The 11,728-nt window shown below is 64.7% G+C and carries 13 protein-coding genes and 1 pseudogene; 5 read left to right on the top strand and 9 right to left on the bottom strand.

The genetic code is table 11. The features are described 5' to 3' along the window. Nucleotides 1-212 precede the first annotated feature (212 nt). A pseudogene (locus NKI88_RS18555) lies at nucleotides 213-711 on the top strand (hypothetical protein). A gap of 26 nt (nucleotides 712-737) precedes the next feature. On the opposite strand, the gene NKI88_RS18550 reads toward NKI88_RS18555, so the two are convergent. Genes NKI88_RS18550 through NKI88_RS18530 form a run of 5 tightly spaced genes read right to left on the bottom strand, consistent with a single transcriptional unit; the run spans nucleotide 738 to nucleotide 3,095 of the window. Beyond that, a complete protein-coding gene (locus tag NKI88_RS18550; RefSeq protein WP_023671231.1) occupies nucleotides 738-1,043 on the bottom strand; it encodes an urease subunit beta in 306 nt (101 codons plus the stop codon). A gap of 8 nt (nucleotides 1,044-1,051) precedes the next feature. Beyond that, the gene (locus NKI88_RS18545) at nucleotides 1,052-1,645 is read right to left on the bottom strand and encodes a HupE/UreJ family protein (protein ID WP_352656512.1); all 594 of its coding nucleotides are present in this window, start codon (nucleotides 1,643-1,645) and stop codon (nucleotides 1,052-1,054) included. Between the two features lie 29 nt (nucleotides 1,646-1,674). Next, complete coding sequence (locus NKI88_RS18540; RefSeq protein ID WP_023826619.1) at nucleotides 1,675-1,929, bottom strand: DUF1272 domain-containing protein; 255 nt, start codon at nucleotides 1,927-1,929, stop codon at nucleotides 1,675-1,677. A gap of 11 nt (nucleotides 1,930-1,940) precedes the next feature. Further along, complete coding sequence (locus tag NKI88_RS18535; RefSeq protein WP_352656510.1) at nucleotides 1,941-2,243, bottom strand: urease subunit gamma; 303 nt, start codon at nucleotides 2,241-2,243, stop codon at nucleotides 1,941-1,943. A 30-nt stretch (nucleotides 2,244-2,273) separates the two neighbouring features. Next, the gene (locus NKI88_RS18530; RefSeq protein WP_352656508.1) at nucleotides 2,274-3,095 is read right to left on the bottom strand and encodes an urease accessory protein UreD; all 822 of its coding nucleotides are present in this window, start codon (nucleotides 3,093-3,095) and stop codon (nucleotides 2,274-2,276) included. A 235-nt stretch (nucleotides 3,096-3,330) separates the two neighbouring features. Here NKI88_RS18530 and NKI88_RS18525 point away from each other — a divergent pair, with 235 nt between their 5' ends. The 3 genes from NKI88_RS18525 (at nucleotide 3,331) to NKI88_RS18515 (ending at nucleotide 5,658) form a co-directional block, all read left to right on the top strand. Next, nucleotides 3,331-3,585, top strand: coding sequence for an acyl carrier protein (locus NKI88_RS18525; RefSeq protein WP_023671226.1), 255 nt, complete (start codon nucleotides 3,331-3,333; stop codon nucleotides 3,583-3,585). A 5-nt stretch (nucleotides 3,586-3,590) separates the two neighbouring features. After that, the gene (locus tag NKI88_RS18520; RefSeq protein WP_023683604.1) at nucleotides 3,591-4,799 is read left to right on the top strand and encodes a beta-ketoacyl-[acyl-carrier-protein] synthase family protein; all 1,209 of its coding nucleotides are present in this window, start codon (nucleotides 3,591-3,593) and stop codon (nucleotides 4,797-4,799) included. A 154-nt stretch (nucleotides 4,800-4,953) separates the two neighbouring features. Further along, the gene (locus NKI88_RS18515) at nucleotides 4,954-5,658 is read left to right on the top strand and encodes a glutathione S-transferase family protein (RefSeq protein WP_023711377.1); all 705 of its coding nucleotides are present in this window, start codon (nucleotides 4,954-4,956) and stop codon (nucleotides 5,656-5,658) included. Between the two features lie 25 nt (nucleotides 5,659-5,683). Here NKI88_RS18515 and NKI88_RS18510 read toward each other — a convergent pair whose 3' ends face one another. From NKI88_RS18510 to NKI88_RS18495, 4 genes are all read right to left on the bottom strand, one after another. Next, complete coding sequence (locus NKI88_RS18510) at nucleotides 5,684-6,055, bottom strand: hypothetical protein (RefSeq protein ID WP_352656505.1); 372 nt, start codon at nucleotides 6,053-6,055, stop codon at nucleotides 5,684-5,686. Nucleotides 6,056-6,140: 85 nt separating this feature from the next. Then, nucleotides 6,141-6,761 carry a nucleoside triphosphate hydrolase gene (locus NKI88_RS18505; protein ID WP_023689152.1) on the bottom strand — a complete coding sequence of 207 codons (621 nt, stop codon included), beginning with the start codon at nucleotides 6,759-6,761 and terminating at the stop codon, nucleotides 6,141-6,143. Nucleotides 6,762-7,030: 269 nt separating this feature from the next. Further along, nucleotides 7,031-8,122, bottom strand: a complete 1,092-nt coding sequence (locus NKI88_RS18500) for a hypothetical protein (protein WP_352656503.1) — start codon at nucleotides 8,120-8,122, stop codon at nucleotides 7,031-7,033. A 236-nt stretch (nucleotides 8,123-8,358) separates the two neighbouring features. Next, nucleotides 8,359-10,176, bottom strand: a complete 1,818-nt coding sequence (locus NKI88_RS18495; protein WP_352656501.1) for a methyl-accepting chemotaxis protein — start codon at nucleotides 10,174-10,176, stop codon at nucleotides 8,359-8,361. A gap of 243 nt (nucleotides 10,177-10,419) precedes the next feature. Between NKI88_RS18495 and NKI88_RS18490 the strand changes: the two genes are divergently transcribed. Beyond that, nucleotides 10,420-11,388 carry a D-alanyl-D-alanine carboxypeptidase family protein gene (locus NKI88_RS18490; RefSeq protein ID WP_352656499.1) on the top strand — a complete coding sequence of 323 codons (969 nt, stop codon included), beginning with the start codon at nucleotides 10,420-10,422 and terminating at the stop codon, nucleotides 11,386-11,388. The last annotated feature ends 340 nt before the right edge of the window (nucleotides 11,389-11,728 follow it).

Raw genomic sequence — 11,728 nt, 5'->3', positions numbered from 1 at the left:
ACTTTCGTTCCGCACCCGATTCCATACAACACATGATCAACTCTACATCCCCCCCCGCCCGCCCCCCCCCCCCGCCCCGGGGTCGGCGCCGCCCCGCCCGGCCGCCCCGCCCCCCCCCCCCCCCCCCCACAGGGAACCTTCGCCCGACAGGAGGCGTTTCGTTCCTTTGGCGCCGAACGGCGTTGCACAGAAAAGTCCACCAGGAGCGAGCAATGCCTGTCTTTGCCGACACCAGATGGCTCCAGAGCCTTGCTGCCTGCACATTTCTCGCAGCTTTCGGCCCGCAAGCCGCGCAAGGTCTTGAAAGCCCTGACGCCGTCAACCGGGCCGACACCGTCAACAGGATCGTCGGCTCCGATGTCCGGCAGGAGGAGGCGCGGACGGAACCACAGACCAACAAGATCATCACCGCGATCGAGCGGACGCGTGAGAACATCGGCGCCGTGCGCAAGACGTCCAAGCTCGATACTGTGGATATCGTCTTCCTCACCGACGCGGCGCGCAGCGAAGGCGGCCCGCCGCCGGCGGTCGAAGAGCAAGGTCGAACAGCATCAGGACGACATTGCGGAACTGCGCAAGGAGATCGACGCCAACGCCTTGCTGTTCAACGCCATCGATTCGCGGCGCGTGCTTACGGAAGACGTCCTTGCGGTGGAATTCGACGGCTCGGCAAGAATCGTCATCTACGCGGCGGCCAGGCCGTCGAACTGACCTCAGGGCGCTCGACCCCGTCGATCTCACAGCCTGCCCATGATCTTCTGCTGAAAACCGTAGACCTCGCGTTTTCCTCCGAACGGCACCAGCGTGACGTCCCGCTCTTGTCCCGGTTCGAAGCGCATCGCGGTGCCGGCGGCAATGTCCAGACGCATGCCGCGCGCTTTGTCGCGGTCGAATTTTAACCCCTCATTGGTCTCGAAGAAATGGTAGTGGCTGCCGACCTGGATCGGCCGGTCGCCGCTGTTGGCGACCTTCAGCGTCACCGTCGGCAGCCCCTTGTTGAGCTCGATGTCGCCGCTTGCGGTGATGATTTCGCCGGGAATCATCGTTAGCCTCACAAAACGCCGAAGACCAGGCCGCCGCCGACTGCAGCACAAGCGGCGCCAGCGGCGCGGGCAAGCCCGCGAAAGCGCATGCCGAGGCCAAGGCCGGCAGCGATGCCCATGGCATGGAGAAGTGCGGTGGCAACGGCAAAGCCGGCCATATAGTCAAGCCCACCGGCATTTTCCGGCACTTCGGTGCCGTGGGCATGGCCATGGAATAGCGCGAACAGGCCGATGATGGCGACTCCGGCCGAGACCGGCAGATCGACCGCCAACGCCACCAGCAAGCCAAGCGCGACGACGGAGGCAAGGATGCCCGGTTCGACGAAAGGCACCGGCACGTGGAGCATGCCGAGCGCGCCGCCGGCCAGCATGACGCCGACAAAGGCCAGCGGCCAGGCCCAGATCGCCTTGCCGCCCTTGAGCGCCGCCCACAGGCCGACGGCGACCATGACGGTCATATGGTCGAGGCCGGACAGCGGATGCGCGAAGCCCGCCGCGAAGGACGGGGCGGTGCCGATGCCAACATGGGCATAGGCGGGCATCGCCGCCGCCAGCAGCAGGATCGCTGCAAGCGTGGTGCGTTTGGTTGAAGCAGAGATCATCGGTCTTCCCTTCGAAGTCACAAAAACAATCACGCAGCCTTGCGCGGGCCGCAGCCCTCGGCCTTGAGCACGCGTTGGGTCGAGGCCGGATATTTCACCAGTTTCTCCACTGGGCGGATCGGGCGTGCGGAAAAATTGCCGCCGCAGTTCGGGCAGACGCCGCCCAGCACATGTTCAGCGCAGTCAGCGCAGAAGGTGCATTCAAAGGTGCAGATCAGCGCGTCCGACGCTTCCGGCGGCAGGTCCTTGTCGCAGCATTCGCAATTCGGTCGCAGCTCCAGCATCGTTTTTCTCCTCACCTGATCGGTTCGTGAACGGTCACCAGCTTGGTGCCGTCGGGAAAGGTCGCCTCGACCTGCACGTCGTGGATCATCTCGGCGATGCCTTCCATCACCTGCGCGCGGGTGATGACATGGGCGCCGGCCTCCATCAGTTCGGCGCCCGGGCGGCGGTCGCGGGCGCCCTCGACGACGAAATCGGTGATCAGCGCGATCGCTTCGGGGTGATTGAGCTTGACGCCGCGTTCCAGCCGCTTGCGCGCCACGATCGCCGCCATGGCGATGAGCAGCTTGTCCTTTTCACGCGGCGTCAGGTTCATGCGCTTTCCTGGATTTGGCCTGGATTTGGCTCAGAGTGACCATAATTTGGGCAGACCCGCCCGCCCGTTGAGCAGTTCGACGAGCGGAACCAGCCGCTTGCGCAGCTGATAGCCGTCCTCGGCAAACAGCCTCGCAAGAAGCTTGCCAGATTTCTTGACGCTCCAGGCGCTGGCATCGCCATCGGCGCCGATGATGTCGCGGGCCGGATCGAGCAAGGCTTCGGCCTGCGGCGAAACCATCAGCAGCGTCGCTGCGGCAATGGCGCCGCCGGCGACCGCCGGGCGGCCAAGTGCCGCCGCGATAGCCGGCCCGATGCGGAAATCCTCGGCATGAACGAGCGCACCATCCTGACGGACACGCCAACGGTCGTGGAAATGGCCGTGCGCGGCCTCTTCGCCCATGGCGAGGCGGCCGAATATGGTGGCTTCAAGCAGCAATGCCTCGGCGCCTGCGGCAAGCTCGACCTCGAGCGTGCGGGCAAAGGCCGAGCGGTCGAAGACGATGGTTTCCTGCGGCAGCCAGGCGATACGCCCGCCCGCGCCGACGCTTAGCTTGACCCGAACTTCGGCGCGGTCGCTTGCGGCACGATAGATCTTTTCGCAGGCCTGGGTGGTTATCGAGGCGGAGGCACCTGGCCCGACATCGATTTCCCAGCCGAGCCGGTCGCCGCCGGTCAGGCCACCGGCTGTGTTGATGAGCACGGCTTCGAGCGGACCGGCCGCAACGGCCGGCATGCGGATTTTGGCCGAGCCGTCCTGATAGAGGCGCGAAAGCCGGGTGCGTCCGTCCCTGACGCCGCACGCAAGCCGGGCCGCCCCGGCCGCGCGCTGGGCCGGAAGAGCCGGGATCAAGACATGCTGCAACGTATCCACGGCGCTAACGTTAAGCACTCCCGGCGCTTTGTCGATATGGTGCTTGTTGATATAGCTTGTTGCTTGACAGCGTTTCCGTTTCTATAGAGGGAGCCTCTTTGGAACGGTCATGCTGCGCCTGGCGGGTTTTTGAAGGCGACGGCGATTTCAGTCCAGGCAACAGGGGCGCCAACCAATCGGCACCGCGACGTTATAAAATTGGGGAAGGAATCGAATGGCTGACGAGCTGGCAACGGAAATCATCGCCAAGATCAGGGCACATGCGGAGCCCGGTGGCGAAGAGATCACCACCAATACGGAATTGACCGCGCTTGGCATCCATTCCCTGGAACTGACCGAGATTATCTTCGATCTCGAGGAGCAGTACGGCATCGAGATCGAGATGAACACGGTCGATGCCTGGAGCAATCTCAAGAATGTCGGCGATATGGTTGAGGCTGTTCGCGCGCTGATTGCGAAAAAAGCCTGAGCTGAATGCAAAAGCGCGTCGTCATTACCGGCATCGGCGGCATATGCGGGCTCGGCGCCAATGCGCCTGCAATCTGGAACGAAATGCGGGCCGGCCGATCGGCCATCGGTCAAATCAGCAATCCCGGTTTGCATGATTTGAAGGTCAAGGTCGGCTGCGAAATCAAGACGCTGCCCGACCATGGCATCAGCCACAAGCAGACCGTGTCGATGGACCGCTTCAGCCTTTTGGCGACGATTGCCGCGCGCGAAGCCATGCAGCATGCCGGCCTGACATCGAATGAAGCAACCACCTACCGGATGGGCGCGGTCGTCGGCGTCGGCGTCTGCGGCTGGGAGGCGATCGAGGAGAACTACCGCGCCATCCTGGTCGACGGCAAGAACCGGGCCGGCATCTTCACCGTGCCAAAAGTGATGCCGAGTGCGGCGTCCGGCCATGTCAGTATGAATCTCGGCCTGCGCGGGCCGGTGTTCGGCGTCACTTCGGCCTGTTCGTCGTCGAATCATGCCTTTGCCTCGGCGGTCGACCAGATCCGGCTCGGCCGCGCCGATGTCATGGTCGCCGGCGGCACCGACGCGCCGCTGCTCTGGGGCATCCTGAAAGGCTGGGAGGCCCTGCGGGTGCTGGCGCCCGATACCTGCCGGCCGTTCTCAGCCGATCGCCAGGGCCTGTCGCTCGGCGAAGGTGCTGGAATGGCGGTGCTGGAAACGTATGAACACGCCATGGCGCGCGGCGCTACCATTCTGGCCGAATTTGCCGGAGCCGGCCTTTCCGCCGACGCTTCCGATATCGTCGCGCCGACTGTCGAGGGACCGACTGCGGCGATGCGCGCCTGCCTGGCGGACGCCGGGCTCAATCCCGAGGACGTCGATTATCTCAACGCCCACGGCACCGGCACCAAGGCCAACGACCAGATCGAGACGGCGGCAATCAAGCGCGTCTTCGGCGACCATGCCTACAAGCTGTCGGTGTCGTCGACCAAGTCCATGCATGCCCATTGCCTCGGCGCCTCGGGCGGCCTGGAAATGATCGCCTGCGTGATGGCGATCCGCGAAGGCATCGTGCCGCCGACGGCCAATTTCCGGCAGGCCGACCCCGACTGCGATCTCGACATCACGCCGAATGTGGCGCGCGAGCGCAAGGTGCGCGCCGCAATCAGCAACGGTTTTGCCTTCGGCGGCACCAATGCCGTGGTGGCGTTCAAGGCGGTCTGACGGCAAGCGACTGGCCCCTGAGCGACTGGCCCTGCATGACTGCGAAGACGGTGTGTGCACCGTCGGCCGGTTGATCGGCAAAGATGCCGAGGATAATCCTTCGCAACACGCCAAATGGCGCGATACCGCGCCAAATTCCCGACCGGAGCTTTCGATGACCGACCTGTCCGCCTTTCCGATCACCAAGCGCTGGCCGGCCAGCCACCCCGACCGCCTGCAGCTCTATTCCGCGACGACGCCGAATGGGGTGAAAGTCTCGATCGCGCTGGAAGAACTCGGCCTGCCCTACGAGGCGCATCTGGTGGATATCGGCAAGGACCAGAGCTGGACGCAGGAATTCCTGTCGCTGAACCCGAACGGCAAGATACCCGCGATCATCGACCCCGACGGTCCGGGCGGCAAGCCGCTCGGCCTGTTCGAATCCGGCGCCATCCTGCTTTACCTCACCGACAAGACCGGCAAGCTGATCCCGGTCGATCCGGCGCGGCGCTACGAGACCATCCAATGGGTGTTCTTCCAGATGGCGGCGATCGGACCGATTTTCGGACAGGTCGGGTTTTTCAATAAATTCGCCGGGCGCGAGATCGCCGACAAGCGGCCGCTGGATCGCTACCGCAATGAATCGCGGCGGCTGATCGGGGTGCTGGAGACGCGGCTGAAGGGTCGAACCTGGATCATGGACGACGACTATACGATCGCCGACATTTCGATGCTGGGCTGGGTGCGCAATCTGATCGGCTTCTACGAGGCGCGCGAACTCGTCGGCTTCGACGACTTCCCCACCGTCGCGGCATGGCTGGAGCGCGGGCTGGCGCGGCCCGCGGTGCAACGCGGCCTGACCATCCCCGCCAGGAATTGACCTCGGCCGGCCGAAGCAACCAGGTCTATTTCGCCTTGGCCTTGCTTTTCGAGCCGCCCTTGCCGATGACGGACGCAGCGAGCGACGCGGCGCCCCTGGCTGTCGCCGCCACCGCACCAGCGGCGACATTGGCGGTCGCCTTGACCGTGCGCATGGCCCCGCCGGCCATCGAGCCGCGGCTTGCCGGCTTCTTGGGTTTGGCGGTTTTCGCCGCCACCTTCGCCGTCGCGACCGGTTCTACCTTCTTTGGCGCCGCTTTGCCGAAAGCCGGCTTTGCGTCCTTGGACCGCTCGGCGATCGCCGGGCCGGCGCCTGCCTTGGCCTGCGTGGCCTTTGCCTGGCTGGCTTTGGGTTGAGCGGTCTTGCTCTTGGCGGGTGTTTTTGCCTTGGTTGCCATCTGACGGTTCCCTCACGGCGGCACGATTGCCGATGAGAGATAACGACCTGAAAGTCTTAAGGTTCCCGTTCCGAAGTCCAGCGAACTATGCGGGATCGCCAACAACCAGGTCGGCGGACCTGCGACGGCCGAGCACGCGATCGATGTTGGGCATGTCGTTGGAAGCGATCCAGGCGCGGGCGTCTTCGTCGGAGCGGCCATGCTCGTGCCAGCGCACCAAAAGGCGGCGCTCGAGTTCGGCACGCGGCACATCGACAAAGATGGTGAAGTCGAACAGCGGCGCCAGCCGCGACCACGGCTCCTCGTCGAGCAGGAGGTAATTGCCTTCGACCAGGATGAACTTGGTTTCGGCGGCAACGATGGAGGCGGCGGCGCGCGACAATTCCATGCTGCGGTCGAACACCGGAATGGCGATGTCGGGCTCGCCCGAACGGATGCGCTTCAACAGCGTCTCGAAGCCGGCGAAGTCGAAAGTCTCCGGCGCCCCCTTTCTTGGCCGCAGGCCGCGCTGGTCGAGTACGATGTCGTCATAGTGGAAGCCGTCCATCGGCACGACTTCAGCCGCGCCCTCCGGCAGCAGATCATGCAGGCCGGCCGAGAGCGTCGACTTGCCGGCGCCGGGCGGGCCGGCAATGGCGACGATGAAGCGTTTCGCCTTGCCGGCGCGCTTGAAGATGGTGGCGGCGAGATGGGCGATTTCGGACATTGGGCGCTTCCAGCTATGCTTTGCATCTTGTCGGCAGTTTGAGGAAATTTCAAACCGCGATTTGGGCAATCTCACGACATCCGCCACGTCAGCGCCGCCCCTCGTTGCCCTGCCGGTGTCCAGCCGATAGATGGGTAACACTTCTCCCCCTATGCGTCCGCCGCAGCGCCAAGCAGATTGGTTGGCGCGGCGGTGCGGCGGACAAGCTCCATGTGCCGTGTGTCGAGGATGCCGGCAGGCAGGTGAGGGGCAGGGCCAGCGTTCGAAAATCAGCCGGGCTGGCCGATCCGCAGGAAATCGCTGTCGAACCTGACATCGCGGGTCGAACCATCGGCTCCGGTGAGACGCATGTGACCTGAGGCTGTCCCGATATCGCGCGGCGGCTCGCCGTTTGCCTGCGGCAGCGCGCCGATGACATGGCGGAAGGAGACTTCGCCGCCGAGGGTAAAAGCGGTCGCGACCCCTTCGCGCTTCAGCCAATTGTCGTCGATCGATGCGGCATGGCCGATGGCGGCGCGGCCGTCCTCGATGCCGAGCACGCCGCGATGGCGGCTGCTCCACGGCGCGTAGTCGCGGCCGCCATTGCTGAACCACAGCATGGTGACCGGAAGCTCCGCCGGGTTCTTCAGCACCAGCACCAGATCCTGTTCGGCCCGGCGCGCCAGCGCCGTCCAGCCCGGACCGTCATGATCGGCTTCGACCAGGGTGATGAAATCCTCGCGCTCATCCTCCATGCGGTAGTCGGTGAGATCGAGCGTGCCGCCGCCAGTGGCTGGAAAGCGCGTCAGATCGGTCGAGCGGGCGGGATAGGAAAGCTTGAAGCGACCGCGGGCCGGATCGGGCTCCAGCGGTGCGTCCAGTGTCCCGGCAAAGCGCTTCGGCGAGAAGGCGAGCCGGCCGCCATCGCGCATCGCCGCCATCGGATGGTGGGCGGCGGAGACCGCGCCGGAACCGCCGGAGAAGACATGCTCCTGATAGAGAAAGGGATGACTGTTGCGGAGCGTGAAGATCTTGTCGACCGTCGCGCCCATCACCGTGCGGCGCAACCGGAAGACGGCCCGCCAGCCGTCGGATGTCGCTTCGCTGGCGGTGACATCCCAGGCGCTGTTGGCCGGCCAGCCATGCAGCGGTGCGGCTTCGATGTCGCTGGCCGAAAACGGTGCGCATAGGAAATCGCCAGACAGCCGCACCGTGCCTTGAGGCAGATCCGGCGGCAGCGTCTCGCCGGCATCGATCCAGGGCGCGCGGTGCAGCGGCTTCAGCTGGCGGCCATCGCTGTCGACCGTCATGTCGGCGATATGGCCGACAGTGAGATCGAGCGTGACCGAAATGCCCTTTGCCTTGATCGTGACCGTATCCATCCGCGCACCTGCTGATTCTGATGGCAGCGAACAAACCCGCTCCGTGACGGATGCGCAAGCACAGCGACCGGCATTTTGCATCAGGGCGATTTTTACCCTCCCCCTTGTGGGGAGGGTCGGCGAGCGCTCGACGCGAAGCGGAGATTGTTCGACGGGGCGGGGGTAGCGCCCTACAAGGACCCCCACCCCGATCCGCTACGCGGATCGACCCTCCCCACAAGGGGAAGGGTGGACGCCTACTGCCGTTTGTACTCCCGGACCGGCGACTTGGTGCCGTCGGTGTAGGTGACCTGCACCGCCATCGATGTCACGTTGTCGGCGACCTTGAAGTAAGGCTGGTAGTCATAAGGAATGGCGTAGGGGTCCTTCTTGTCGCAAGGCGGCAGCTTGATCTCCTTGTCGAGCGCCGTGCCGTTCAGGCTGTAGCGCACCTCCTTGATGCCGCAGCGGAATGACAGCATCTGGGAGAAATAGACCAGGCCGTGATTGCCGCTGGCGTCGAAGGCGATCCACGACGTCCAGAACTGGTCGAGGATCTGTTTGTTGCCCTGTTGCAGCGCCGCGTCCGGATCGAAACTTATGTCGAACGGCCCGGTCTCGCGGCCCCTGAGATCGAGATATTTGACCCCGATGGTGGTGGCCGTGGTGCTGTCGGGCAATTCGAAGCTCGGATTGGGCATCGGCTTGCCGGTGCGCTGGTCGTTCATCGCCATCAGCCCGGTGTCGGTGAACGGACCTGACACACCCATGCGCCAGGAAATGCCGGTCGCGGCCTCGGGCAGCGAGATGGAGATCGTCCAGCCGGCATTGGAGCGCATCGGCGTCAGCGTCGGGGCAAAGCGTGCTGGGTCGAGCACGTCGCCAAGCGCCGTCAGGCGGGTACGGCTGCGGTCGAGCCAGTCGGCGAGCTGCGTCTGGTCGACGAAATATTTGAGCAGCCCGCCTTCCTTTTCATAGGAGACGAACCTGGTCAGCGCCTCGGCCTCGCTGCGCTTGTCGGACAGCGACTGGACGCCGAGGCGATCCTCGGAAAACTCCTGCGCGAGCAGGTAATAGGCCGGTGCGAAATCCGGATTGGCGGCGATGAAGGCGTTGAGCTTGTCGAGACGCTGGGCATCGTCGAACTGCAGGATATGGACCAGCTTGATCGACAGCGCCTTGGCCTTGTCGGCCAGGGCGCCGAACACTTCGCGGGCGCCGGCCTTGCCGTCCTGCACGCGCAGCAGGGTGGCGAAGCGTGTGTAGGGATCGACGGCGTCGACGTCGAAACCGGCGAAAGCGAGATAGGAGCGCCGCGCATTCAGCATGTCGCCGGAAAGCTCGTAGACGCGGGCATTGTGATAGAATTCGTCCGGCCGCTTCGGCTCGGCGATCGTCCCGCCCTGCGCGGCCAATGCGGCAAAGCCCTTGGCGATGGTGTCGATCGAGGCGGCGATCTGCTCGGTGGTCGCCTGAAGCTTATCCGCCTGCTCGGCCTGTTTCTGCTGGCCGGCAGCGAGCGTTTCGGTCGTCTGCTTGACCGCCTCTACCGACTTTTGCGTCTGCGCGCCCTGCTCAGCCTGCTGCTGCTGGGTCGACGCAATTTCCTCGGTCTTCTTCGCCACCGCGTCGGTCGATTGCTTGACCTGGTCGACCGCCAGCTTCGTCTCGGTTACCGTTTGCTCGATCCTGGCCACCCTGGCCGAGACGATGCCCATCTGCTGCTGCAACTGGGCGATGGCCGGCACCAGGCCGGCGATCACACCGTTCTGCGAATTGGACTGCTGCTGCAGGCCATAGACGCCGCCGGCGACGGCGGCAGCGCTGGTGGCAAAGATCAGCGCCGGCAGCGCCTTGGCGGCCAGCACCAGCCGCAGAACGATGGCAATGGCGATGACGGCGGCGGCAACCGAAGCGACCAGCGCGATATAGGCGGCGAACGGCGCCAGCGGATTGAGGATGTCGGATGCGGCGCCGCCGATGAAAGCGACGCTGCCGGCCCATTTGCCGGTGCGGCTGAGCGAAGCCCTGATAAGAGATGGCGCTGCCGCGCCGCTGTCACCGGTCCTTGTCAATTCCCCCAATCAATTGCCGCCTCTATAGCAGCACCGCGACCCCGCAGGCAAAACAGGACAGGAAGCAGGCGATTTCGGGAGGTTGCCGTTTCAGCGCCGATGGTTGGCGAAGCCGAAGCGACATCTGATCTCCCCCCTTGCGGGGGAGATTGGCAGCGTCATCGGCAGCTCCGCCGTTAACCAAATGGACGAACACAATGGGTTAGGCTAGGTTCCGGCCCTCTCAGCAACGCCGGACTTGCCTTGCCAAACTTCCATTTCCCCTCCCTCATACAAAAATTCGTCGCGGCCTTGCTGCTGCTCGTCTTCGTTGCCGGCTGCAGCACCACCGCGCCGCCCGACAGCGTGCTGGCGGTGCCGGCGCCACAGGAGAAATATGCCGCCATCGTAATCGATGCCGGCAGTGGCAAGACGCTGTTCGAAGTCAGTTCGAGGGCGCAACGCTATCCGGCGTCGCTGACCAAGATGATGACGCTGTACCTGCTGTTCGAGGCGCTGGAGTCCGGCCGCGTCTCGAAGGAAACGCAGATCCCGGTCTCCGACAATGCCGCCCGGCAGCCGCCGACCAAATTGCGCTTCAAGCGCGGCGAGAGCATCGATGTCGATTCGGCGATCCGGGCGATCGTGGTCAAGTCGGCCAATGACGTGGCGGTGGCGGTGGGCGAATATCTCGGCGGCTCGGAGGACCAGTTCGCCGCCATGATGACGTCCAAGGCGCGCCAGATCGGCATGAGCAGCACCGTCTTCCGCAATGCCTCCGGCCTGCCCGACGATGGCCAGCACACATCGGCGCGCGACATGGCGACGCTGGGGATGGCGCTGCGCGCCCGCTTCCCGCAGCAGTTCCACTATTTCTCCGAAAGCGACTTCATGTTCCGCGGCCGGCTGGTGCGCGGCCACAACGACATGCTCGGCCGGGTGCGCGGCGTCGACGGCATCAAGACCGGCTATATCAGGGCATCCGGTTACAATATCGTCACGTCCTACAATGCCGACGGCCGGCATCTGATCGTGGTGGTGATGGGCGCCGACAGCGCTAGGCAGCGCAACGACCATGTCGAAGCGCTGATCCAGCGCAGTCTGTCGCCCGCCATGGCCGATACGAAGACGCGGCTGATGTTTGCGGGAGATCAGCCGGCCGCGTCGCCCGGCCTGCCGCCGCCTGGTTTGCCGGCGCAGGGGTCGCAGTTGCCTGGTTTACCGCCGCAATAGAACCCGTCGTTGGGTGGAGGAACTCTGAAACGCCGGCGGGACAGCACCCCCCTCTGGCCTGCCGGCCATCTCCCCCTCAAGTGGGGAGATTAGCAGCTTCGGCGTCTCGCCTCTTTTTCGTGTTTGGCGAAGCCATGGCGACATCTGATCTCCCCCCTTGAGGGGGAGATGTCCGGCAGGACAGAGGGGGGTCGTGAAGGATCGCTGCCTCATCTTAACTCTGCAGCAGGCGCGACCTCCGTCGGCAACAGCACTTCGGCGGTCTGGTTGCCGAGCAGCAGGCGAGCGAGGCCCCGGGGGGCTGCGCTGCCACAGGCAATTGCAGCAGGCATTCATCACA

It is taken from the genome of Mesorhizobium sp. M0317, assembly GCF_040321555.1.
GTDB lineage: Bacteria > Pseudomonadota > Alphaproteobacteria > Rhizobiales > Rhizobiaceae > Mesorhizobium.
Note: the sequence above shows the minus strand (reverse complement) of the source record. Positions and strands in the feature narration are given on the sequence as shown.

Excerpts from the sequence above, each read along its gene's own strand:
- NKI88_RS18525 (WP_023671226.1), top strand. The coding sequence starts at position 3,331 with ATGGCTGACGAGCTGGCAACGGAAATCATCGCCAAGATCAGGGCACAT.
- NKI88_RS18540 (WP_023826619.1), bottom strand. The coding sequence starts at position 1,929 with ATGCTGGAGCTGCGACCGAATTGCGAATGCTGCGACAAGGACCTGCCG.
- NKI88_RS18550 (WP_023671231.1), bottom strand. The coding sequence starts at position 1,043 with ATGATTCCCGGCGAAATCATCACCGCAAGCGGCGACATCGAGCTCAAC.
- NKI88_RS18545 (WP_352656512.1), bottom strand. The coding sequence starts at position 1,645 with ATGATCTCTGCTTCAACCAAACGCACCACGCTTGCAGCGATCCTGCTG.
- NKI88_RS18510 (WP_352656505.1), bottom strand. The coding sequence starts at position 6,055 with ATGGCAACCAAGGCAAAAACACCCGCCAAGAGCAAGACCGCTCAACCC.
- NKI88_RS18505 (WP_023689152.1), bottom strand. The coding sequence starts at position 6,761 with ATGTCCGAAATCGCCCATCTCGCCGCCACCATCTTCAAGCGCGCCGGC.
- NKI88_RS18520 (WP_023683604.1), top strand. The coding sequence starts at position 3,591 with ATGCAAAAGCGCGTCGTCATTACCGGCATCGGCGGCATATGCGGGCTC.
- NKI88_RS18500 (WP_352656503.1), bottom strand. The coding sequence starts at position 8,122 with ATGGATACGGTCACGATCAAGGCAAAGGGCATTTCGGTCACGCTCGAT.
- NKI88_RS18535 (WP_352656510.1), bottom strand. The coding sequence starts at position 2,243 with ATGAACCTGACGCCGCGTGAAAAGGACAAGCTGCTCATCGCCATGGCG.
- NKI88_RS18515 (WP_023711377.1), top strand. The coding sequence starts at position 4,954 with ATGACCGACCTGTCCGCCTTTCCGATCACCAAGCGCTGGCCGGCCAGC.